We start from the raw sequence: 21,042 nt of genomic DNA on the forward strand, positions 1-21,042 counted from the left end.
GTCCGCAGCGCTCGGCGCGACTCACCGCGGCCCGCCCGCTGACGTGGGACGCGGCCGGATGTGATGAGATTTACCTAGTTCTCATGACTCGTCGGCTCGTGATCGGTTCGAGGGGCATGGCGCGGTCGCCATGACCTGCCGGACAGTGGGAGGTGGGCGTCATCGGTATCGTCTCGCCCGGGTTCTTCGGCCGCCGCCGCGCCGGAAACCCGGATCTGCCACCGGGGCAGTACCTCACGGAGGACTTCCCCGTCCTGTCCGCCGGGCCCACGCCCCTGGTCTCCACCGACGACTGGAGCCTCGGCGTCACCACCGAGACCGGCGAGGTCGTCCGCTGGAGCTGGGCGGAGCTCAACGCCCTGCCCGTGGAGCGGTTCACGGTCGACCTGCACTGCGTCACCAAGTGGTCCAAGCTCGGCACCACCTGGGAGGGCGTGTCGCTGGACACCCTCCTCGACGGCGTGGAGACGTCCGCCGAGTACGCGCTGGCGGCCTCCTACGGCGGCTACACCACCAACCTCCCGCTGGAGGACCTCCTCGACGGCCGGGCCTGGATCGCCGTCCGCTACGAGGGCGAGTCCATCACCCCCGAGCACGGCGGGCCCGCCCGGCTGCTCGTGCCACACCTCTACCTCTGGAAGAGCGCCAAGTGGGTGCGCGGCCTCCGGCTCCTCGACGAGGACCAGCCGGGCTTCTGGGAGGGCGTCGGCTACCACAACTATGGGGACCCATGGCGCGAGCAACGGTACTGGGGCGACTGACCTGGAGGGTCGCCACGGTCACCGCCGTGCGCGACGAGACCCCCGGAGCACGCACGATCACCCTGGACGTCCCCGGCTGGCCCGGCCACCTCGCCGGCCAGCACGTCGACGTGCGGCTCACCGCCCCCGACGGCTACTCCACCCAGCGCTCGTACTCCATCGCCTCGGCCGCCGACGGGGATCGCGTGGAGCTCACCGTCGAGCTGCTGCCCGACGGCGAGGTCTCCCCGTACCTAGCGCGGGTCCTCTCACCGGGAGATCCGCTGGAGGTACGCGGCCCGATCGGCGGCTGGTTCGTCTGGCGGCCCGAGACGCCCGAGCCGGTGCAGCTGGTCGCGGGCGGCTCGGGGGTCGTCCCGCTCATGGCGATGGTCCGCGCCCGCGCCTCGGCGGGGACCGGCACGCCGTTCCGGATCCTGTACTCCACACGCGGTCCGCGCTCGGCCCTCTACCGCGCCGAGCTGGACCACAGGAGCGCCGACGGCTCCGGCCTGGACGTCACCTACGCCTACACGCGCGAGGTGCCCGACGGCTGGGAACGCCCGCCCGCGCGGGTCGACGCCGCCCTGCTCGCCGAGGCCGTCTGGCCCTCCGAGCGGGAACCCGCCGTCTTCGTGTGCGGGCCCACCGGCTTCGTCGAGACCGTCGCGGGCCTGCTCGTCTCCGCCGGTCACGACCCCCGTCTGATCCGCACGGAACGCTTCGGCCCCAGCGGAGGACGACCGTGAACTCCGTCCCACGGATGAATCCGGGGGATTCCTCCCCTGGCGGGCGGAGTTTCCCGCACCGCCGGTCACACGCTGGAGGTATTCGATGAGCCAGGACCACCTCGACGGGAACGCGGCGGGCGGAGCCCTGCGCGACGTCTTCGCCGTCGACCTGACCGCCGCGAGCGGCCGGTGCTCCGGCTGCGCGCGGACCCTCGCGCTGGCCGAGGCGCTCCTCTACACCCACGCCCCGGGCCTGGTGGCCCGCTGCCCCGGGTGCGAGGAGGTCGTCTTCCGGCTCGTACGGGCGCCGGGACGGGCGTGGCTGGACATGCGCGGCATGACCTGTGTCCAGTTCGAACTGCCCGCCGGCTCCTGACACCCCCGCTCAGCCCTCCGCCCTCTCGGCGGCGTGCCGCCGGTAGGCGGCGGGCGAGATGTCGAAGGCCGCGCTGAAAGTCCGGTTGAAGTGCGCCTCGTTGGGGAACCCCCAGCGGGCCCCGATGAGGCGTACCGGCACGGCGCGCTTCGAGGGATCGGCCAGGTCGGCCCGGCACCTCTCCAGCTTGCGGCGCCGGACCCAGCCGGCCACGCCGACGCCCTGGGGCTGGAACAGCCGGTGCAGATACCGGACCGAGACGTTGTGCGCCGCGGCGATGGCCGAGGGGGAGAGGCCAGGGTCGTCCAGATGCTGTTCGATGAACGCCGTCACCCGCATGAGGAAGACCTGCACCATGCCGAAGTCCAGCATCCGCACCTCGCCGTAGAAATCGTGGGTGCGATCGCTGGCCGCGTCCACCGAGATCACCGACTGGGCGACGGCCTCCCACCAGAAGTCGAACCGCTCGGCCGGTGGCGGCGGTGCCTTACCGGACGCCTTACCGTGCCGGGCGCCTTACCTGGCAGGGAGTCTTACCGGGCAGGGAGCCTTACCGGGCCGGGGACGTCACTGCTCGACGTCCCCGGCCCGGTAGGACTCAGTGCTTGACGACCCGGGGGCGGTACGGCTCGGCGAGGAAGGCGAGCTCCTTCTCGGTGAGGGACAGGTCCACCGCGGCGACCGCGTCGTCCACGTGCCGGTCCTTGGTCGCGCCCACGATCGGGGCCGACAGGCCGGGCTGGTGGAGCAGCCACGACAGCGCCACCCGCGCGGGGGCGACCTCGCGCTCCCTGGCCACCTGGGCGACCCGGTCGAGGATCAGGCGGTCGTTGTCGGCGTCGTCGTAGAGGGAGTCGATGCGAGGATCGCTGCCCGCCCGGGTGGTCTTCTCGTCGGATCCGGCGCGGGCCAGCAGGCCCCGGGCCAGCGGGCTCCACGGGATCAGGCCGACCCCCTGGTCGAGGCAGAGCGGGTTCATCTCCCGCTCTTCCTCTCTGTGAAGAAGGTTGTAGTGGTTCTGCATCGACACGAACTTGGTCCAGCCGTGGGTCTGCGCGGTGTGCTGGGCCTTGGCGAACTGCCAGGCGTACATGCTGGAGGCGCCGATGTAGCGGGCCTTGCCGGAGCGTACGACGTCGTGCAGGGCCTCCATGGTCTCCTCGATCGGCGTGTCTGGGTCCCAGCGGTGGATCTGGTAGAGGTCCACGTAGTCGGTGCCCAGGCGGCGCAGCGAGGCGTCGATCGCCGAGTGGATGTGCTTGCGCGACAGGCCGCCGGAGTTGACGCCCTCGTCCATCGGCATGAACACCTTGGTGGCCAGTACGTAGTCGTCCCTGCTGGGGAAGATCCTGGCGAGCAGCCGGCCGGTGACCTCCTCGCTGGTGCCGTAGGAGTAGATGTCGGCGGTGTCGAAGAACGTCACCCCCGCGTCGGCGGCCCGTCGCACGATCGGCTCGGAGGCGGCCTCGTCCAGCACCCACTCGCCCCATTTAGCGGGATCGCCATAGCTCATCATGCCAAGGCAGACCCTAGACACTTTCATCCCGGTTGACCCCAGGCGCACGTACTCCATGACAAACCTCCGGATCTTCAGACCTTGAACCCCACCCTACGACCGCCACCCTCACCCGGTTTGTCCCACCCACCTCGCCGCCTTCACCGCTCTTTCCTCCGGCGCGCTCCACGCTCACATACCGGGCTGTCGAGGCCACTGACCCGCTGTCGCTCGCCGGTGCGGCCTGGTCCTACGCCAACGGCCTGCGGGAGACCGGTTACGCCGACGAGGCACTCAGGGCGGTGAACGAAGCGGTTGACGTGCTGCGGCCTCGCCTGGAGGACGGTTCCAACGACATGCGTGGCATGTACGGGGCGCTCAACCTGCACGCCGCGATCACGCACGCCAGAGAGAGCAGGGACGGGGATGCCTGGCGTCACTGGGACGTGGCCAACGCGGTAGCCGGGCAGCTCCCCAAGGGTTACACCCACGCCTGGACGGTCTTCAGCCAGGGCAACACCGACATTCACGCCGTCTCTGTCGGAGTCGATCTCCGCACACCCGGCGTCGCTCTCCAGCGTGCCGAGTCCATCGACCTCGATCAGGTGCCCTCGGTCGAGCGCCGCACGCGGGTGCTCGTGGAGTTCGCCCGCGCGTACGACCAGCGTGACGACAAAGCCGGTGCGCTGCACTTCATGAACCGGGCACGCGACTCCTCTCCCGAGACGGTTCGCTTCACCCCCTCGGCGTGGTCGCTGGTCGCCGAGTTGGCCACCAGTACGCGCGGCCCCCTCAAGGCTGACGCGATGGCGCTCGCCGAGTTCGTAGGGGTACCCATGTAGGAGGGGCCCATTCTGGGCCCCTTGCCCCTGTGAGCTGCGCTTACGGTCTCCTGCATGGCATTCGGGGACGAGAGCGATCCGCAGCATCGGGACGCAGGCGACGAGGAGACCGCGCGTCGTCTGCGTGCCTATTTTCACAGCGCGCTCGAAGAGACGATCGACGAGAGCACGGCGGCAAGCCATGACCAGGCACTGTGCGCTGTGCAACGGCTTCTCACGGAGCGGGGCATCCGTGCCCGGCGTCACACCACGATCAGTCTCGGGCTCTACGGTGGTCACCCAATCCCCCGAACTGGTTCAACCGGCCTGGCCCCCGATGGTGGATGAACCGGCATCCACCTGAGCTCGCCGTAACCGGCCCTCAAGGCGGGCGCGACGTCACGGTGACCGTGGGATCGCGCTCTGGCTGCTACCCGGTGTCCATCCGCAACGGTCCTGACCTCCAAACCGTCGGGCGAGAGCACCCGGAAAGGTCGTTGACCTGATCGTGGCCGCTCGGGGGGCGTGACCATGCACGGCTGGGTCATCCTGGGCAATGCGGCCACGAAGCGCGTCAACGGCCAAGAGATCGTCATCACTGCCGGTAGGTCGGGTGACCTCGGGGCCGCCATCAGGGCTTGGGAGGACGACGAACGCCACCGGATGGCGTACGAACTGGGAAACCCCGGTCGCCTGGTCAACGATGCGTTGGACCGGCTACGGCAGGCCAGGGACATCTGACGGCGGCGACAGGAGTAGGTCACTCTCGTTGCTGATAGCCATGTCATCCGGTCAACCCGACCCGAAGCACAGGGCCGCCAGGCCCGCGCGTCGGAAGCGGGGCGGCAGAGGTGTTGCTCCCACCATTCGAGCGTTCCTGATGAACATGAGCGGGCCGGTGGTCGGAGCGGTCGGTGGTGCGTTCACGGTCGGCGCGGTGTTCGGTACGGCGGGCGGGCTGGTGCGGCGGGGTCCGGCCGTCCGCGCCGGGCGGGTGCGGGACCGGCGCCCACGCCGTATGTCCAGCCCCGAGGTTCGGGTGGCGCGGGCGGGCGCGCCCCGCCGCGTTGTGGCGCGGATCGCCGGCGCTCAGGTTTTACCTGACCGGAAAGATCTTGACTTATGCCACAGGGGTTGACGCTTGGTTTCCAAGTCGCTCTTGATCACGCTTGGGACGTCAAACGTCGCGGGGTGGAGGATGATGTGGGTAAGCGGTTTACGCGGTATGCGTTCTCTTCTGTGGCGTTCTTCGGCCTGCTGATTGGGGCCGGGAGGCTGCCCGCGAGCGCTGATCCGCTTGGTGAGCCGTTGCCAGGTGCGTCTGCGGGTGCTCCACCGCATCGGGCCCTGGTGCTGACGATCGCCTGGGGACCGGCCATTTTGCCGCCCATCAAGACGACGGTACTGCAGTGTTCGCCGCTCGGCGGGGGGACACACCCGAAGACTCGGGAGGCGTGCGCGGCTCTGGCGCCTGTGGGTGGCGATATGAGCAGGTTCAAGCCGCGAGTGGAGACGTTCTGTCCGTTGCAGTATGAGCCGACGACGGCAGCGGCGGTCGGTGTGTGGGACGGCCGGTTCAGCTTGTCGTCCCAGACCTTCGGAAATCTTTGCCTGCTGCGCAGTGCGCTCGGGGTGGTCGGCGGTTTCTGACAAAGGAGTAGACGTCGGCGATGTCGAAGAACGTCCCCCCGCCCGGTTTCTTCCGCCTACCCACCATCTTCACCGCTCTTCCCCCGGTGCGGTTGACTCGGTGAGGGCGTAGAGCAGTGCGGCCATGCTGGTGCCGCACACGATGCCGCCCGTACCGACCAGGTCGCGGATGTCGGTGAGAGGCACCCATTCGACGCGCTCGGCCTCCCACGTCTCGGTCGGTGGGCCGATGTGAGTGGCGCCGTGGGCGCGGAAGACGTGGTGGACCGAGTCGGAGATGCCGTTGGTCGGCTGGACGCTCAGCAGCGGGCGCAGCGGTCCTGGCCGCCATCCGGTCTCCTCCTCGAACTCCCGCGCGGCGGCGGCGACCGGCTCCTCACCGTCCTCGATCCCCCCGATGGGGATCTCCCAGCCCCACGAGTCGGTGATGAAGCGGTGCCGCCAGATCAGCAACACCCGCCGCCGGTCGTCGGTGACGACGGCCCCGGCCCCGGGCGCGGTACGGATCAGCCGGTGGTCCAGGTGCCTGCCGTCGGGAAGCTCCACATCCGCCACCCGGACATCGAGCCAGGGGTCGGTGTAGAGGGGTTCTTCGGAGTGGACCTGCCAGCGCATGCGGCGTACTCCCAGCGTGGTTGCCTGATCTCGGCGTCACGCTACATCGGAAACTCTTCGACGACTCGGCCGGGAGCGGGCCCGGAGCGGGCCGGGAACGGTGTCCACACCGCGTGCCCGGTCTCGATGTCCGTTCGGTACGGGCGGGCGTACCTCACCGTGTGACGGGGCGAAGTGTCGGTGTTTTCCCCGGCGACCAAGGTTTTCCCCTGGTGAAAGGTCGGCGATCTGAGGTTGTATCCGGTACCCCGGTACAGGCTTACCGTCGGGATGCGGGGCCGCTCGCGTCGGAGACGGGCGGCCCGGCCTTGGAGAGGTCTTGGAGGGTTCATGGAGTGGGCACCGGCCGAATGCGTGCTTCCCACTGGGGAGCGGCCCCTGCGGGTGGCGGAGTTCGACGCGTTGTTCGCCTCGGCGCTGGGCGGCCTGGAGCGGGTGAGCCCGACTCACCTGCGGCTCGACCTGCGCGGCGCCCGGGAGGGTGAGGCGGACCGGGTGGAGGAGGTCGCCCGTGATCTGGCGGCGCGGGAGACGGCGTGCTGTTCCTTCTTCACCTTCACGTTCACCCGGGACCGGGACGACCTGGCCTTGGACGTCGAGGTGCCCGTGACCCACAGCGGGGTGCTCGACGGCCTGGCGGCACGGGCGCTCGCGGCGGCACCCGGGATGTCCCGGTGAGCCCCCGAGGCGTCCCGGTGAGCGGGGAGTGGCTCCGTACCGGGGAGGTGGCGGAGGCGGCGGGGGTCAACGCGCAGACGTTGCGCTACTACCACCGGCGCGGGCTGCTGGAGGAGCCGCCGCGCAGCAACGGCGGGCACCGGCTCTATCCACCGGAGACGGTCGCCGTCCTGCGGGCGATCAAGATGGCGCAGCGGCTCGGCTTCACGCTGGGGGAGGTGGCGGAGCTGGTGGAGGCGGCCGGGCGCCGCCACGGCGCGGGGAACGGCGGGCTGCGGAAGCGGGCGGGGGCGAAACTGGCCGAGGTGGAACGGAGGATCGCCGATCTCCGGCTGATCCGCGAGTCGCTGGTCCAGGCGGTGGACGCCGGGTGTGACGACCTGGCGGCCTGCTCGGCCGCCCCGCGCTGCCCCCTGCCGTTCTCCGATCCTGAGGCAGGGGGCCGAATGCCGGGCACGTCTGGTGTCGGGGCCGGTCAGGGCCTCACAGGCGTGTCCCGGGGGCCATCGGGGTGACGTCCAGGCGGCCGTCACCGCAGACCGTTGCCCTGAAGGGGATCTCCAGGTGCGCCACCTCGTCCGGCGGGATGATCATCAGCCGGGCGGACGTGACGCAGGGGTGGCTCCCGCCGGGCACCTGGTTCCAGTGCAGCCTGGCGTGCGCGCTCGCTCCCGGCCGCAGGGTGATCCGGCGGGGCGTGACGCTCTCCCGGCGCGTCCTGGTACGCAGCGCGTCACCGCTCCCGTCGATCATGATGAGACCGACGAAGCCGTACACCCAGCAGGTTCTGCCGGAGGTGTTGGTGAAGACCAGGGGCGCGTACCGCTGTCCCGCTCCCGCGTCCACCCTGCCGATGCGTGCCGCGAGCGCCTCGGTGCGGCAGCGCGCGGCGGCGGCGTTCGTGACCCGCAGGCTCGCGGCACGAACGGCGGTGGCGGTGGGACGCGTGGGTGCGGAGCTCGGGGCCGGGGAGGGGACGGCGTTCTCCAGGACGGCCCCCGAAGCCTTTCCCGTGGCGTTCCCCGGGAGTTCTCCGAGGGGGAGACCGGGCGGGGCGCACGCGGCCAGGGCCGTCAGCACGGCCGCCGCCACCGCCGAGGTGACCGCGAGCCGCCCGGAACCGATGGATCGTTTCATGGTCCGTTGGACGCGCGCCGGATCGGTTTTGTTGCCGGGCGAGGCGACCGGCTTCCTGATCTCTCCGGTCCCCGGTGGCGGTGCGTACTTTTACCTGTGAAATACGTCTATAACACTCAAAAGATATCATTCGGTGTGACCGGCGACGGGCGCAGGCGCGACAATCCCAGGCATGAGTTCATCGCGACACGACCATCCCCTGCCCCCGGCGCGCGTCGAGGAGGTCTCCGAGGGGATCTACGCCTACCTTCAGCCCGACGGGAGCTGGTGGATCAACAACACGGGCTTCCTGGTCGGCCGCCGTGGAGTGATCAGTGTGGACTCCTGCTCCACCGAGCGCCGCACGCTCGCCTACCGCGAGGCCATCAGGTCGGTCACCGACCGGCCGGTCACGACGCTGGTCAACACCCACCACCACGGTGACCACACCTTCGGCAACTCCGCCTTCCCCGAGGCGACGATCGTCGGGCACGAGCGGACCAGGGAGATGATCCTCGCCGACGGGATCCCCGACTACCTGAAGCTGGCCTGGACCGAGGTCGACTGGGGCAACCTGGAGATCCACCCGCCGTTCCTCACCTACACCGACGGGGTGACCGTCCACTCCGACGAGCTGCGCTGCGAGGTACGGCACATCGGCGTCCCGGCCCACACGACCAACGACTCGATCGTGTGGATACCCGAACGGTCGCTGCTGTTCTCCGGCGACCTGGTGTTCAACGGCGGCACGCCGTTCGTGATGATGGGATCGGTGACCGGGGCCATCGCGGCGCTCGACGAGCTCAGGGCGCTGGGCGCGGAGACGATCGTCCCGGGACACGGCGGGGTGTGCGGGCCGGAGATCATCGACCACGTGCAGGGCTATCTGCGGTTCGTGCTCGCCACCGCCGAGCGCGGCAGGCAGGCCGGGCTGTCCCCGCTGGAGACCGCGCGCGAGACCGACCTCGGGGAGTACGCCGGACTGCTCGACCCCGAGCGCATCGTCGGCAACCTGCACCGGGCCTACGCCGAGCTGGACGGGCTGCCCCCGGGCGGGCGGATCGACCTGGTCACCGCGATGCTGGAGATGATCGACTACAACGGGGGCAAACCCCTCACCTGCCTGGCCTGAGCCTGCCCGCCGGCCGAGAACCTGCCTGAGCCCGCCCCCGGCTTGAGCCGGTCCGTCCGGCCGCGCCGGGACCTCCGGGACCCGAAGCCCGGGACCGCCGGGACCCGGGGCCATGGGTCCGGCGCCCCGGTCTCACCGGGTCTCGTACGCCACCGGTCTCCCCGTCCGGAACTACGGGCCGGAACGTCAGGACAGGTGGCGGGACCACCACTCCAGGACGGCCTCGAAGCGCTGCACACGGTGTCTCGGGCGGCCGCCGCGCGTGAGCTCGTGCCCTCCGGAGGGGAAGAGCAGGAGCTCGGCGGGGGCGCCGTTGCGGCGCAGCGCGACGAACATCCGCTGCGCCTGCTCGACCGGGCAGCGGAGGTCGTCCTCGGAGTGGACCACCGCGAACGGCAGGGTGATCCGGTCGGCCTGATAGAGCGGGCTCATCGCGCGCTGGGCCTCCGGGTCGGGGCCGCAGTAGGCCTCGGCGAAGAACCAGCCGATGTCGGAGGAGCCGGTGAAGGAGTCCCAGGCGTTGACCGCGCGCTCGCTCCAGGCGGCCCTGAACCGGTCCCCGTGCCGGGCGGCCAGCCAGCTGGTCATGAAGCCGCCGTAGGAGCCGCCCATCACGCCCACCCGCCCGGCGTCGCACGCGGGGTCGGCCAGTGCCGCGTCCAGCAGGGCGAGCACGTCGTCGGCGTCCACGGTGCCCAGCGCGCCGATCACCGACCGGCCGTGCGCCTGGCCGTACCCGCAGGAGCCGCGCGGGTTGGGCAGGACCACCGCGTACCCGGCGCCCGCGTAGACCTGGGTCTCGTCCAGGAACGACCATCCGTGCTGGTGGAACGGGCCGCCGTGCACGTTCAGCAGGACCGGGTGCGGCCCGTCGCCCTCGGGCAGGGCCAGCCAGCCGTGGACCGGGTAGCCGTCCGCGGAGACGGCGGTGATCTCGCGCAGCGGCCTCATCCCGGGCAGAGAGCCCGCGAAGTCGGTCAGCGGCCCGTCGGGGGTGACCACCTCGCCGGGGCTCACGGGCGTGGACAGCACCGCGACGATCCGCTCCCCGCAGGTGGTGAACGCCTTGACGCGCGCCCGCTCGCCCAAGACCGGGACGAGCTTCTCCAGCGGCGTGCCGTCGGCGCCGGAGGGGACCAGGCGCAGCTCGATCGCGCCGCGCGTCCGCACCGCGACCAGGACGCCGTCCTCCCTGGGTACGGGGGGCAGCGGCTCGCAGTCCACCGACTCCTCCTCGGTCAGCCGGGTCCCGGTCGCTCCCGCCCCGTCGCCGTCGCCGATGCGCAGTGGCGCGCGGTAGAGGCCCACGTTGTGGGCGATCGCGTCGATGCCGGAGAACTCCGTGCCGAGGTAGAGCACGTCCCCGTCCGGCAGGGCGACGGGATGCTCGGCGGAGCCGTCGCTGCGCACCGCGAGGATCGGGGCGCCCCCGCCGGACGGGACCGCGTACACGTCCGTGTGCAGGCTCTCGCCGTCGAGGTCGCGGGGGGCCGAGACCAGCACGTGCTCGCCGTCCGGCGTCCAGCCGGGGGAGTCCACCTCGTAGGGCCCCTCGGTCAGCCGCACCGGCTTCGGGACGTCGGCGAGGGCGTTGACCACGAACAGGCTCTGCCGCCGGTCGACGACGAAGCCGACCCCCTCGGTCCGGTAGCGCAGCCCGGTGATCCGGCGGGGCGCCTCGGCGGAGGCGCTCACCCCCTCCTCGGTGCCGTACCGGCCGGGCTCGGCGACCCGGGCGACGAACGCGATCCGGCGGGAGTCCGGCGCCCAGACCGGGACGCCCGCGCCCAGCGGCAGATCGGTGACCGGCCGGGCCTCGCCACCGCCGGTGGGCATCACGTACACCTGCGGGGCGTCGTCGTCATCGGCACGCAGGAAGGCGACCCGGGCGCCGTCGGGGGAGACGCGCGGCGCGCTGTCGCGCTCGCCGAAGGTGAACCGGACGGGCGGCCCGTCCTCCGGCACCCGCCACAGGCTTCCCCGGTAGGTGTCGGCCTCCGGATCGGGCCGGGCCACGTCGACGAGGAGGAGGTCGCCGTGGAGCGTGACACTGCCGGGGACGTTGAGCAGGGCGAGGTCTTCTGGACGCATGGTCAACAACGCTATCACCCCTTTAGTCATTGATAAGATCATTTAAAGTGCTATGTCGGTTCTGGTGGAGATGGTGCTGGTGTTGTGTTTTGCCCTTTCGGGAAAGGGGATTGTCTGCCCGGCCTCATCGAATACCTGAAGACACCGACACGAAAGAACGATTGAGCCATTGACGGGCTTTTGTCGCTCTTGATGGGAACCCTCCTTTCGGGAAGGCCCTGGTGGAGGGATGGTCGCGGTGTCCGCCGAACGAACTCTCTCGCGGGTCGTGCACGGCTCCCGCTACGACCGGGTCCCCTGAGGGCAACGGGTTCACGTCCGCCCCGGGAAAAGGATCGTCCGCGAGATCCAGTGGTACCTGAGAATTCGCCGGGCTCATCATGAAATTTCAGGACTACCGAAAACGAGCGCTTCCGGGGAGATCGAGGAATTCGTCACCCCGTCGGGGAGACGCGCCGGAAGCCGACGGCCCAGCCGACCGGCGACAAGCGGGGGACGGAGTCACCGGGATCCCGCCCGGACGCGTGCGCGCCCGATAAGAGCGATAAGAGAGATAAGACCGGTGAGCCCGATAAGACCGATGAGCCCGTCAGCGCGGGGACGGCAGGATCATCGTGACCCCGGGGACGGAACCGATCGAGGCGAGCGCGGCCCCCGCCTCGTCCAGCCCGATGGAACGGGTGACCAGGGCGTCCGGGTTCAGGGTGCCGTCGGCGACGGCCTCCAGCATCGCCGGGTAGGCGTGGGCTGCCATGCCGTGGCTGCCGAGGAGTTCGAGCTCGTGGCCGATCACCCGGCCCATCGGGACCGGGGTGAGGCCGGGCAGCAGGCCGATCTGGACGTGGCGTCCCCGGCGGCGCAGGCTCTCGATCGACGCCAGGCACGTCCCGGGGCTGCCGAGCGCGTCGATGGAGACGTGGGCGCCGCCCGAGGTCAGCTCCCTGACACGCGCGGCGACGTCGGCCCCGGACGGTTCAGCCCCAGACACTTCGCCCCCGGATGGTTCGGCCTCGGACGGCTCGGCGCCGATACAGGCGACGGCGCCGAACCGCCGGGCCAGTTCCAAGGCGCCCGGCGAGACGTCCACGGCGATCACCCGGGCCCCGGCCGCGGCGGCGATCATGACGGCGGACAGTCCCACCCCGCCGCAGCCGTGCACGACCACCCACTCGTCCGGCCGCACCCGGCCCACAGTGGTCACGGCGCGGTACGAGGTGGCGAAGCGGCAGCCCAGGCTCGCGGCGGTGGTGAAGGCCATCTCCTCGGGGAGCCGTACCAGGTTCACGTCCGCGTGGTCGACGGCCACGTACTCGGCGAAGGAACCCCAGCGGGTGAACCCCGGCTGGGTCTGGTGCTCGCAGACCTGATGATCTCCGGACAGGCAGGCCGCGCAGGAGCCGCAGGCGCAGACGAACGGGACGGTGACGCGGTCGCCGGGCCGCCACGAGGCGACGCCGGAGCCCACGGCCTCGACGACCCCGGCGAGCTCGTGCCCCGGTACGTGGGGGAACACCCGGATGTCGGGGTCGTGGCCCTGCCAGCCGTGCCAGTCGCTCCGGCACAGCCCGGTGGCCTCCACGCGGATCACCGCTCCCCCGGGCGGAGGCTCGGGGGCGGGCACCTCCCGGACCTCTGGATCGGCCCCGAAGGCGTCGAAGACCACCGCTCGCATCCGCGCACACTCCTCTTGCCCCGGCTCTGCCCCGGCTTCCGGCCCCTTCCGCCGGCAAGCCCGTCTGGCCGGTGAGCCTATTGGGTCGGCGAGCAACGCCGTGCGCGCCCCCGGTGTCGAGGCGTTCTGATTAGAACGCGCACTCTGGGAGAGAGGGAGGGGCACAAGGGTCAACTGATCGGACGGTGCGATGGGGCAGAAAGTCGACAAGGACCGCTATTCCGAGGCGGAGTTCCTCCGTTTCAGGGGAAAACTGGCGGAGCAGCTCGACACCCTCCGCGAGGTGCTCGCGAGGCCGGGCTTCGGCACCGGTCCCGCGACCATCGGAGCCGAGCTGGAGATGTTCCTCATAACGCCCGACGGGCGGCCGCTTCCCCGTAACCACGAGGTGCAGGACGCCGCGGACGACGACCGGCTCACGCTGGAGCTGGGCAGGTTCAACCTGGAGGCCAACCTGACCCCGCTGCCGATCGCCGGGCGGCCGTTCAGCGCCCTGCTGGGTGAGATGCGGGAGATCATGGCCGTGGTGGACGCGGCGGCCGCCACGCAGGGCGGGCAGGCCGTGGCGATCGGGATCCTGCCGTCGCTGAGCGAGTTCGACTTCACCCACGGGGCGCTGAGCGGCGAGGGCCGCTACCGGGCGCTGGCGAGGGGCATGCGGCGGCTGCGCACGGAGCCGTTCCGGGTGCGCGTCGAGGGCGTCGAGCTGCTGGAGCTGGAGGTCGAGGGGGTGATTTTGGAGAGCGCCAACACCTCCTGGCAGGTCCACCTCCGCACGACCCCCGCCGACTTCGCCCGTGTCTACAACGCCGCCCAGCTGGCCATCGGCCCGGTCCTCGCGGTCAGCGGGAACTCACCCTCCTTCCTGGGCAGGCGGCTGTGGGAGGAGACCAGGATCGCGCTGTTCGAGGAGGCCGCCGACGATCGGGACGTGGAGCGGCTCGACCGCAGGGACCGGCGGGTGGGGTTCGGTTCCGGCTGGGTGGGGGGCATCGAGGAGATGTTCGAGACGTGCGTCCGCGACTACGAGCCGGTGCTGCCGATGACCTCGGCGCCGGAGGAGGTGCCCGCCGGGGGCGTTCCCGGGCTGGCCGAGCTCCGGCTCCACCAGGGCACCGTGTGGCAGTGGAACCGGCCGGTCTACGACCCCGGTGACGGAGGCCACCTGCGGGTGGAGATGCGCGCGCTGCCCGCCGGGCCGAGCGCGCCCGACATGGCGGCCAACACGGCGTTCCTGCTCGGGCTGACCGCCGCCCTGGCCGTCGAGCCGGTGGAGGACTTCCCCTTCGCCGGGGCTTACCGCAACTTCTACCGCGCCGCGATCCACGGCCTGGACGCGCCGCTGAGCTGGCCGGGCCTGGACGAGGAGGTCCCGGCGGAGCGGCTCGCCCTGGACCTGCTGCCGCTCGCCGAGGCCGGGCTCGACAGGATGGGCGTGGACCCTGAGGAGACCCGTTGGGCACTGGACATCGTGCGCGAACGCGTCGTCCGCCGCCGTACCGGCTCCATCTGGCAGCGGGAGGCGCTGGCCCGCGAGGGCGGCGACCAGGCCGCGGCGGCGCGCGTGGTGAGCCGGTACCGGGAGCTGTCGCTGGCCGGGGAGCCCGTCCACACCTGGCCTTTCTGACTACCGAAGGGACCGTTCGCCCGGCCTTTTAACTACAACTTTTAACTACAAAAGGGATTTGAGTACCGGCATACTCATGAACTCCGTATCTTGATCCGCCGATCCTGGTGGAACCGGACAGGGAGTGACCCCTCATGAGTCAGATGAAGGCCGTATCGGCGGAGCCGTTCGGGCTGAAGCGGGACGGCGGCGGCGGTCTCACGGCCGGGATCAAGATCCTGGAGAAGGAGCTCAAGCGGGTCTCCCTCGACACCGTCCTGGCCAAGGCCAACCGCGTCACGGTCAGGAAGGGGTCGGCCGGCGCCGGGGCGTTCGCCACCATGAGGCCGAAACCGGTCGACTGGTACACCTTCGACGCCGGGGACAACACCACCAAGGAGTGGTATCCCCAGGGCCTGACCTGCGCCTCCGACGCCGGGATCGGCGGGAGCGCGTTCGTGGTGAGCTGGTACCACACACCGGCGTCGGGGGCCGAGCGGGGCGTGCGTCTGAGCTTCCTGAACACCGCTACGCTCCGCTACCGGCACGTCCTGCTCGTCCGGGCCGGCGCCGACGGGAACATCGCGCCGATCAACATCCACGCCGGCGGCGTCGCCTGGTACGGCAACCTGCTGTACGTCGCCGACACCACCCGGGGCCTGCGGGTCTTCGACACCCGGCAGATCTTCGAGATCGACGGGGACGGCACGGAGAGCATCGGCAGGAAGGGCGGTGTGTACGAGGCGTACGGCTACCGGTACGTGATGCCGCAGACCGACGCCTGGACCACCACCAGCGGCTCCGTCCGCTTCTCCTTCGCCGCCGTCGACCGCAGCACCGCCCCCGACACCCTGATCTCCGGCGAGTACGTCGACACCGCGGGCACGGTCGGCCGGGTGGCCCGCTGGCCGCTCACCGAGGCGGGAATCCTGAACGCCCCCGCCGGGAGCGTCGTCAAGGCCGTGGACGCCTACGCGCTGCCCGCGGGCAAGATCCAGGGCGCGCTCTCCTACGAGGGCGCCTGGTACCTCAGCCAGACCGTGGGCTCCACCGGGAACGGCACCCTGATCGTGGTCGGCGACACGGTGCGCAGGCGCCCCTACCCGGTGGGCCCGGAGGACCTGACCTGCGTCCGCGACAAGAGGACGCTGTGGAGCGTGAGCGAGTTCGCGGGCCGCCGCGCGGTGTACGGGGTGCCCCTCTGAGAAGTCCGTCGAAGCCCCTCGGCGTCACCGCGCGTGACCTTGCCACCGGAGGTCGGCGCTCCGAGAGGTCCGTACGGAGCCCCTCAGCCCTGTCGGCGCGCGACATGGACGGTGATGTCGGCGATGATCTCGACCGTCGCGGGCAGGACGCGCGTGATCCGGTCGAACACCTGCTCCCGCTCCGAGGGCGGCAACATGAGATAGGCCGAGACGGTCGAGAGCAGGCCGACGTAGTCGCCGGCCGTCATCGTCAGGCGCCGTTCGATCACGGACTGCCGGACATCGGTGAACAGTCCGGATCGCTGGAGCTCCGTACCCGGCCACTGCATGGCGTGCTCCGGGGGCGTCCCGTCGGGGGACGGGATCTCGTCACTGGCCAGGAACGGCGACCGCGCCGCGCGAACGGCCTCCTCCACGGCCGGATCGGCCGGCCGGATCGGCCCGCCGAACGAGGCGAACACGCCCCCCGGCTCCAGGAGCGCCGCCACGCGTGACCACCGATCCCTCGGGTCGGTCCAGTGCAGCGCCGCCGCCGCGTAGACCAGCCCGTACCTCTCGCCCGGTCGCACGTCCTCGAACGCGGCCCGCACGGTCCTGACGTTCGGCGGCAGGTGCTTGCGCGACTCGGCGAGCATGGACCCGTCGGGCTCGGTCGCGGTGACCGCGATCCCTCGCCGGGCGAACAGGCGGGTCGCCTTGCCCGTCCCGGCGCCGATCTCCAGGGCGGTCCGGACCGGCCGGGCCGCGTGTGCCGTCACCGTGTCGAAAAGCTCCACGGGATACCCCGGCCGGAACCGTTCGTACGCTTCCGCCATCACCCCGAAGCTCAGCGCGCGACCAGACATGCCGAGCATCCTGACACGAACCCTGCCGTCGACGCTCGACCTTTTCGCCAGGCCCACCCCCCCGCCAGGCCCACCCCCCCGCCAGGCCCACCCCCCCGCCAGGCCCACCCCCCCGCCAGGCCCACCCCCCTCGCCAGGCCCGCCACCCCGCCGCGGGCGGCGGAGGCCCTCAGTGGAGGGAGCCGCCGACCAGGCGGAGATCGCCGCCCAGGGAGACCGAGACGGCGGTGGTCACGATCGCGGTGAGCGCCTGGGCGACCACCGGGACGGGCATGCAGGGCCTGGCCTCGCCCAGGACCTGCTCGGGGCTGAAAGGCACGTGCACGAACCCCCCGCGGATCGCCGGCCTCTCGGTGGCGATCATGTGCATGAGGCCGTAGAAGAGGTGGTTGCACAGGAACGTCCCGGCGCTCTGCGAGACGCTCGCCGGGACCCCGACGGCCCGCGCCGCCGCCACGCACGCCTTCACCGGCAGGGTGGAGAAATAGGCGGCGGGACCGCCGCGCACCACCGGCTCGTCGATCGGCCGGTGCCCGGCGCGGTCGGGGACGCAAGCGTCGTCGAGGTTGACGGCCAACCGCTCCACCGTCACGTCCGGCCGCCCCCCGGCCTGCCCGACGCACACGACCACCGCCGGATCGTGCTCCACCACCGCGGCGCGCAGGTGCTCCAGCGCCCCGCCGAACGCGCAGGGAAGCAGCGCGGTCCGCACCCCGGGCACGAGCGTGATCGCCTCCCACGACGGGTTGCCGCCGCCGTCGAGCGGCTCGAACCCGGTGAGCAGGACGCCCTTCACCGGCGTTCCCCGGAGGGCGCCGCGGGCTTCGAGGACAGGGCGCAGGCGGGGGTGCCGCCCGGCAGGCGGTGCCGGTTGGCGGCGACGAGCCGGTAGACCCCCCTGGCCACCCACCGGAACGGCGGGACCCGCAGCACGAGCCCCAGGGGGCTCCACGGGAGACCGGCGGAGATCAGCAGCCTGGCCACCGCCTGCGCCCCGCCGTACACCCGGCCGTTCTCGACCCAGAGCACCTCGCGCTCGGCCCGCTCGCGCGTGACGCCCAGCGCCCGGAGGTCGGCGAACTGCCAGGGGACGACCCGGGCGCGCACCCCGACGCGGCGCTCGGCGAACCGGACGCTCGTCGTGCAGAAACCGCAGTCGCCGTCGAAGACCAGTACAGGTTGTCCCGTCATGCGACTGACATTACCCAGCGGGATTCGATCAAGGCCCGCCGACCAGGGTGACCGCGACCGGACGGTGGTCGGAGTACGGGACATCGGGGTTGGCCTGGTCTTTTCCGGTGAAACCCGGGGTGACGAGCACGTGGTCGATCTGCTCGGCCGGGCCGCTCAGTGACGGGATGGTGTTGAACGGCCTGACCGGGGCGAAGGGGTCGGTCAGGCCCGCGTCGGTCAGCACCTTCCAGGCGGGGTCGCCGGGCTGGAGGTTGAGGTCACCGGCCACGACCACCGGGGCGCCGCCGCCCGCCGCGTTCCCGACGATCTCCCCGAGCTGCTCGACCTGGTCGAGCTCGCGCCAGTCAGGCAGAGGCTGCAGGTGGGTGCCGATCACGGTGACGTCCCTGCCCTGCCAGCGCAGCCCGACCTCCAGCGCCTGCGCGCCGGTCGGGCCGCCCTGGACCAGCACGTGGTTCCTCACCGTGGTGATCGGCAACGTGGTGAGCAGGGCGTCGCCCCACACCTCGTCGGTCGCCGGGGCCCAGATGTAGTGCATGTCCAGCCGCTCGGCGATCAGCCGTACCCCGTCGTGGCCGCCGTTGAGCAGCCAGCCCCTGTCGGCCTCGCTCAGCACCACCACGTGCGGCCTCAGCGCCCTGATCGCGTCGGCCTGCCGCTCCAGGGAGAGCCTGCCGGACTCGCCGTACCCCATCCTGACGTTGTACGCCGCGACCCGCAGCCCGTCGCCCGGCGGCTCCCAGCGGGGCCGGGTGCCCTGCCACAGGGGGACGGCCGCCACCAGGGCGACCGCGGCCACGGCGGCCGCCGCGAACCGCCGGTCGTAGGAGCGGCGCGGCAGGCCCGCGCTGCCCGCCACGCCCAGGAGCGCGACGACGAGCGCAGCGGAGACGGGCACCCACGCGTTGGGCAGGTAGAGGTCGTAGGCGGCGTAGTAGCCGAAGACGAACACGAGGAACAGCAGCATCCCCCCGGCCGCCGACAGGCCCCGCCGGGCCGGTCGCTCCGCGCCGAAGGTCGTCGCGGCGTGCGCCAGGCAGGCTCCCAGCGCGACCTGGCCGACGATCTGCGCGACGATCGTCCAGCCGGGCGCCACGCCGTGGACGCCGTCCACGGTCGCCCTGCCCAGCGTGAACGCCACCGCCGAGGCCACCAGGGCGACCGCGGGCAGGAGCGGGCGGCGCAGCACCGGCAGCGCGGCGGGCGCCGCCGACACCACCGCGAACGCCGCCACGATCACCGCGGCGGCCTGCTGGGCGGAGTCGGTCGCCGCCTGGGCGTGCGCGGTGTTGCCCGTGTAGAGGCCCCAGAGCAGCAGGGCGGGGCCGACCGCCAGCCAGGCGCGGGGAGCCCCGGAGTACTCCTCGTCCGGGGGTTCGGCCCGGACCGTGAACGCGCAGAAGAGCAGGAGCTCCACCAGCAGCGGGATCCACGGGACCGCTCCAGGCCGCCACATCAGGTCGATGCCGTCCAGCGCAGCGTGGACCACCGTGGACGCGGCCAGCCCGGCGATCACCCCGCCCATCACCGGCCGGGCGTCCCGGCTGCCCATCGCGATCGCCACCAGCCAGACCAGCCCGGCCAGCAGGCCCAGGCTGGCCACGTACAGCTGCGCGTCCCCGCCGCCGGTCAGCTGGAGCACGAGCCTGGCCAGGAGCAGCAGGCCCGCGGCACCGAGGGCGATCAGCGGCGGCCGGGCGAACCTGGCCAGCGGGACGGTGAGGAAGGCCAGCACGAACCAGGAGGCGGCGTACAGGCCCATCATCTCCGCGGGGGTGCTGCCCGCCCGGCCGAAGAGTGTGATCAGCGACGGCAGGAAGACCCTGAGCACGTCGACGAGCACGACCACGCCAACGGTCACGTCCAGGCGGATCCGCATGCTACCTCCAAAGAACGCGAGCTATCCTCGCCTTCTTCGCGATCCCTGACAAGGGCGAGACCTGCCCGAACCGCCACCGGCCCCGGGAGACCCCACCGGAGCGTCCCGGCGCCGGAGACCGCGCTCCGGGAGAAGGCGGATCTCAGAGGGACGGAGATCCACCGGAAGGATCGGCGGACCCGTGCCCCGGAGGGGCGTCGGGAGGGGTGGCGGGGAAGGTGCCCGGGGAGGTGTCACGGGAGGCGGGGGACCCGTCCGCGAAGGGCGCGGGGCCGCCGGGGGGCGGGGCGGGAGGTCCGTCGAGGTGGCGGAACGCCTCCTGCGCCGAGCGCACACTGTCGCGCAGCGCCTGCTCAAGATGACCGGCGTCCTCGGCCAGCCTCCCTATCTCCGGTACGGCGAAGGCGTCGGCCCCGGACTCCGCGAGCAGCTCCTCGTAGCGGGGAAGCCGCGCGCGAAGCGCCTCGATCTGGTCGTGGGCGCGCAGTGCCCGCTCGGCGTCGGCCACGTGGCCCGCGTAGCGTTCCAGGGCCTCGACCCGCGCGAGGACGGCGGCCTCGCTGGCGGCCAGCGCCCGCTCCAGCGGCGCCATCGCGGCGGCCACCTCCGGGGTGCTGCCGCCGTACACGAACTCGTGGTGCTCGTTCCGCAGCGCGGAGAGCTTGGTCAGCAGCCGGGCGATCTCCCACTCCTGCGCGGGGAGCATCACCGAGTTGCGCACGCTGTCGAGCATCCCCATCGCGTTGACCCGCGAGCGCAGGATGTAGTCGATCGCCTGCTGGGTCCGGTCGAGCAGCTGTCCGGCGTTGTAGTCGAAGTCCTCGGCGGGCAGCAGGTAGCGGCCCTCGTACCAGCGGGCCTCGCGGTAGAGCTCGTGCTCGATCGTCTCCGGCTCGGCCGGCTCGCGGGCGGCCAGCAGGCCGACGAAGACCACGAAGACGAGCAGCGCGAGCATGAAGAACAGCAGCTGCCCGACATCGGCGAGGAACATCAGGCACACCAGGAAGAGCGCCGCCACCCCTCCGCCGACGTTCAGGAACCGTCCGGGCAGGCGCGAGTTGGGCGGCGGAGGCTCGGGGCTCCAGCCGGCGCGGACGCGTGACAACATCGACGCGTGCCGGCGGAACAGGTCGGCGGTCTTGGGGGGGACTTCAGGATCGACCACCACTCGCCGCACGGGCTCGCGCCTCCTTCGA

The 21,042-nt window shown here is 71.6% G+C and carries 23 protein-coding genes; 12 read left to right on the forward strand and 11 right to left on the reverse strand.

The window, feature by feature from the left end:
* The first annotated feature begins 161 nt into the window (after window positions 1–161).
* The 3 genes from ACSC1Q_RS04505 (at window position 162) to ACSC1Q_RS04515 (ending at window position 1,847) form a co-directional block, all read left to right on the forward strand.
* Complete coding sequence (locus ACSC1Q_RS04505) at window positions 162–761, forward strand: sulfite oxidase-like oxidoreductase (protein ID WP_436757866.1); 600 nt, start codon at window positions 162–164, stop codon at window positions 759–761.
* A complete protein-coding gene (locus ACSC1Q_RS04510) occupies window positions 731–1,489 on the forward strand; it encodes a ferredoxin reductase (protein WP_436757368.1) in 759 nt (252 codons plus the stop codon). The genes ACSC1Q_RS04505 and ACSC1Q_RS04510 overlap by 31 nt, the downstream gene beginning before the upstream one ends.
* An 85-nt stretch (window positions 1,490–1,574) precedes the next feature.
* Window positions 1,575–1,847, forward strand: coding sequence for a DUF6510 family protein (locus tag ACSC1Q_RS04515; RefSeq protein ID WP_436757369.1), 273 nt, complete (start codon window positions 1,575–1,577; stop codon window positions 1,845–1,847).
* Between the two features lie 9 nt (window positions 1,848–1,856).
* On the opposite strand, the gene ACSC1Q_RS04520 is transcribed toward ACSC1Q_RS04515, so the two are convergent.
* Together ACSC1Q_RS04520 and ACSC1Q_RS04525 are read right to left on the reverse strand one after the other, a co-directional pair.
* The gene (locus ACSC1Q_RS04520) at window positions 1,857–2,267 is read right to left on the reverse strand and encodes a helix-turn-helix domain-containing protein (protein ID WP_436757370.1); all 411 of its coding nucleotides are present in this window, start codon (window positions 2,265–2,267) and stop codon (window positions 1,857–1,859) included.
* 178 nt (window positions 2,268–2,445) lie between these two features.
* Entirely contained in the window at window positions 2,446–3,420 is a 975-nt protein-coding gene (locus ACSC1Q_RS04525; RefSeq protein ID WP_436757371.1) for an aldo/keto reductase, read from the reverse strand.
* A 224-nt stretch (window positions 3,421–3,644) separates the two neighbouring features.
* Between ACSC1Q_RS04525 and ACSC1Q_RS04530 the strand changes: the two genes are divergently transcribed.
* The 4 genes from ACSC1Q_RS04530 (at window position 3,645) to ACSC1Q_RS04545 (ending at window position 5,813) form a co-directional block, all read left to right on the forward strand.
* The gene (locus ACSC1Q_RS04530; protein WP_436757372.1) at window positions 3,645–4,184 is read left to right on the forward strand and encodes a hypothetical protein; all 540 of its coding nucleotides are present in this window, start codon (window positions 3,645–3,647) and stop codon (window positions 4,182–4,184) included.
* Window positions 4,185–4,238: 54 nt separating this feature from the next.
* Complete coding sequence (locus tag ACSC1Q_RS04535; RefSeq protein WP_436757373.1) at window positions 4,239–4,511, forward strand: hypothetical protein; 273 nt, start codon at window positions 4,239–4,241, stop codon at window positions 4,509–4,511.
* A 177-nt stretch (window positions 4,512–4,688) separates the two neighbouring features.
* Window positions 4,689–4,904: a hypothetical protein gene (locus ACSC1Q_RS04540; protein WP_436757374.1), complete on the forward strand. Its 216-nt coding sequence runs from the start codon at window positions 4,689–4,691 to the stop codon at window positions 4,902–4,904.
* 393 nt (window positions 4,905–5,297) lie between these two features.
* Window positions 5,298–5,813, forward strand: coding sequence for an SSI family serine proteinase inhibitor (locus ACSC1Q_RS04545; protein ID WP_436757375.1), 516 nt, complete (start codon window positions 5,298–5,300; stop codon window positions 5,811–5,813).
* A gap of 69 nt (window positions 5,814–5,882) precedes the next feature.
* Here the strand turns inward: ACSC1Q_RS04545 and ACSC1Q_RS04550 are convergent, their stop codons facing one another.
* The gene (locus tag ACSC1Q_RS04550) at window positions 5,883–6,428 is read right to left on the reverse strand and encodes an NUDIX domain-containing protein (RefSeq protein WP_436757376.1); all 546 of its coding nucleotides are present in this window, start codon (window positions 6,426–6,428) and stop codon (window positions 5,883–5,885) included.
* Between the two features lie 330 nt (window positions 6,429–6,758).
* Between ACSC1Q_RS04550 and ACSC1Q_RS04555 the strand changes: the two genes are divergently transcribed.
* Together ACSC1Q_RS04555 and ACSC1Q_RS04560 are read left to right on the forward strand one after the other, a co-directional pair.
* On the forward strand, window positions 6,759–7,106 hold the full coding sequence (locus ACSC1Q_RS04555) for a hypothetical protein (RefSeq protein ID WP_436757377.1): 348 nt from the start codon (window positions 6,759–6,761) through the stop codon (window positions 7,104–7,106).
* Window positions 7,103–7,621, forward strand: a complete 519-nt coding sequence (locus ACSC1Q_RS04560) for a MerR family transcriptional regulator (protein WP_436757378.1) — start codon at window positions 7,103–7,105, stop codon at window positions 7,619–7,621. Before ACSC1Q_RS04555 ends, ACSC1Q_RS04560 begins: the two co-directional genes overlap by 4 nt.
* Here ACSC1Q_RS04560 and ACSC1Q_RS04565 read toward each other — a convergent pair.
* The gene (locus ACSC1Q_RS04565; protein ID WP_436757379.1) at window positions 7,590–8,243 is read right to left on the reverse strand and encodes a DUF4232 domain-containing protein; all 654 of its coding nucleotides are present in this window, start codon (window positions 8,241–8,243) and stop codon (window positions 7,590–7,592) included. The genes ACSC1Q_RS04560 and ACSC1Q_RS04565 overlap by 32 nt on opposite strands.
* Before the next feature lie 172 nt (window positions 8,244–8,415).
* Here ACSC1Q_RS04565 and ACSC1Q_RS04570 point away from each other — a divergent pair, with 172 nt between their 5' ends.
* On the forward strand, window positions 8,416–9,354 hold the full coding sequence (locus tag ACSC1Q_RS04570; protein WP_436757380.1) for an MBL fold metallo-hydrolase: 939 nt from the start codon (window positions 8,416–8,418) through the stop codon (window positions 9,352–9,354).
* A 186-nt stretch (window positions 9,355–9,540) separates the two neighbouring features.
* Here the strand turns inward: ACSC1Q_RS04570 and ACSC1Q_RS04575 are convergent, their stop codons facing one another.
* Window positions 9,541–11,445 carry a S9 family peptidase gene (locus tag ACSC1Q_RS04575; RefSeq protein ID WP_436757381.1) on the reverse strand — a complete coding sequence of 635 codons (1,905 nt, stop codon included), beginning with the start codon at window positions 11,443–11,445 and terminating at the stop codon, window positions 9,541–9,543.
* Window positions 11,446–12,034: 589 nt separating this feature from the next.
* Entirely contained in the window at window positions 12,035–13,117 is a 1,083-nt protein-coding gene (locus tag ACSC1Q_RS04580; protein WP_436757382.1) for an alcohol dehydrogenase catalytic domain-containing protein, read from the reverse strand.
* Window positions 13,118–13,307: 190 nt separating this feature from the next.
* Here ACSC1Q_RS04580 and ACSC1Q_RS04585 point away from each other — a divergent pair, with 190 nt between their 5' ends.
* Together ACSC1Q_RS04585 and ACSC1Q_RS04590 are read left to right on the forward strand one after the other, a co-directional pair.
* Entirely contained in the window at window positions 13,308–14,744 is a 1,437-nt protein-coding gene (locus tag ACSC1Q_RS04585; RefSeq protein WP_436757383.1) for a glutamate-cysteine ligase family protein, read from the forward strand.
* Window positions 14,745–14,878: 134 nt separating this feature from the next.
* The gene (locus tag ACSC1Q_RS04590; protein WP_436757384.1) at window positions 14,879–15,928 is read left to right on the forward strand and encodes a hypothetical protein; all 1,050 of its coding nucleotides are present in this window, start codon (window positions 14,879–14,881) and stop codon (window positions 15,926–15,928) included.
* Between the two features lie 83 nt (window positions 15,929–16,011).
* Here ACSC1Q_RS04590 and ACSC1Q_RS04595 read toward each other — a convergent pair whose 3' ends face one another.
* The 5 genes from ACSC1Q_RS04595 to ACSC1Q_RS04615 form a co-directional block, all read right to left on the reverse strand.
* Window positions 16,012–16,773 (reverse strand): class I SAM-dependent methyltransferase, encoded by a 762-nt coding sequence (locus tag ACSC1Q_RS04595; protein WP_436757385.1) that lies wholly within the window; start codon window positions 16,771–16,773, stop codon window positions 16,012–16,014.
* A 169-nt stretch (window positions 16,774–16,942) separates the two neighbouring features.
* The gene (gene pcp, locus ACSC1Q_RS04600) at window positions 16,943–17,569 is read right to left on the reverse strand and encodes a pyroglutamyl-peptidase I (protein WP_436757386.1); all 627 of its coding nucleotides are present in this window, start codon (window positions 17,567–17,569) and stop codon (window positions 16,943–16,945) included.
* Complete coding sequence (locus ACSC1Q_RS04605; protein WP_436757387.1) at window positions 17,566–17,964, reverse strand: thiol-disulfide oxidoreductase DCC family protein; 399 nt, start codon at window positions 17,962–17,964, stop codon at window positions 17,566–17,568. The genes pcp and ACSC1Q_RS04605 overlap by 4 nt, the downstream gene beginning before the upstream one ends.
* Before the next feature lie 28 nt (window positions 17,965–17,992).
* Complete coding sequence (locus ACSC1Q_RS04610; protein WP_436757388.1) at window positions 17,993–19,846, reverse strand: endonuclease/exonuclease/phosphatase family protein; 1,854 nt, start codon at window positions 19,844–19,846, stop codon at window positions 17,993–17,995.
* Window positions 19,847–19,988: 142 nt separating this feature from the next.
* Complete coding sequence (locus ACSC1Q_RS04615) at window positions 19,989–21,023, reverse strand: hypothetical protein (RefSeq protein WP_436757389.1); 1,035 nt, start codon at window positions 21,021–21,023, stop codon at window positions 19,989–19,991.
* Window positions 21,024–21,042 lie beyond the last annotated feature (19 nt).

The sequence above is a fragment of the Streptosporangium heterodermiicola genome, assembly GCF_051390675.1.
In the GTDB taxonomy this organism is placed as follows: domain Bacteria; phylum Actinomycetota; class Actinomycetes; order Streptosporangiales; family Streptosporangiaceae; genus Streptosporangium.

Coding starts and splice junctions, on each gene's coding strand:
- ACSC1Q_RS04575 (WP_436757381.1), bottom strand. CDS start 11,445: ATGCGTCCAGAAGACCTCGCCCTGCTCAACGTCCCCGGCAGTGTCACG.
- ACSC1Q_RS04510 (WP_436757368.1), top strand. CDS start 731: ATGGCGCGAGCAACGGTACTGGGGCGACTGACCTGGAGGGTCGCCACG.
- ACSC1Q_RS04610 (WP_436757388.1), bottom strand. CDS start 19,846: ATGCGGATCCGCCTGGACGTGACCGTTGGCGTGGTCGTGCTCGTCGAC.
- ACSC1Q_RS04585 (WP_436757383.1), top strand. CDS start 13,308: ATGGGGCAGAAAGTCGACAAGGACCGCTATTCCGAGGCGGAGTTCCTC.
- ACSC1Q_RS04550 (WP_436757376.1), bottom strand. CDS start 6,428: ATGCGCTGGCAGGTCCACTCCGAAGAACCCCTCTACACCGACCCCTGG.
- ACSC1Q_RS04515 (WP_436757369.1), top strand. CDS start 1,575: ATGAGCCAGGACCACCTCGACGGGAACGCGGCGGGCGGAGCCCTGCGC.
- ACSC1Q_RS04580 (WP_436757382.1), bottom strand. CDS start 13,117: ATGCGAGCGGTGGTCTTCGACGCCTTCGGGGCCGATCCAGAGGTCCGG.
- ACSC1Q_RS04555 (WP_436757377.1), top strand. CDS start 6,759: ATGGAGTGGGCACCGGCCGAATGCGTGCTTCCCACTGGGGAGCGGCCC.
- ACSC1Q_RS04535 (WP_436757373.1), top strand. CDS start 4,239: ATGGCATTCGGGGACGAGAGCGATCCGCAGCATCGGGACGCAGGCGAC.
- ACSC1Q_RS04565 (WP_436757379.1), bottom strand. CDS start 8,243: ATGAAACGATCCATCGGTTCCGGGCGGCTCGCGGTCACCTCGGCGGTG.
- ACSC1Q_RS04595 (WP_436757385.1), bottom strand. CDS start 16,773: ATGTCTGGTCGCGCGCTGAGCTTCGGGGTGATGGCGGAAGCGTACGAA.
- ACSC1Q_RS04605 (WP_436757387.1), bottom strand. CDS start 17,964: ATGACGGGACAACCTGTACTGGTCTTCGACGGCGACTGCGGTTTCTGC.
- ACSC1Q_RS04590 (WP_436757384.1), top strand. CDS start 14,879: ATGAGTCAGATGAAGGCCGTATCGGCGGAGCCGTTCGGGCTGAAGCGG.
- ACSC1Q_RS04570 (WP_436757380.1), top strand. CDS start 8,416: ATGAGTTCATCGCGACACGACCATCCCCTGCCCCCGGCGCGCGTCGAG.
- ACSC1Q_RS04525 (WP_436757371.1), bottom strand. CDS start 3,420: ATGGAGTACGTGCGCCTGGGGTCAACCGGGATGAAAGTGTCTAGGGTC.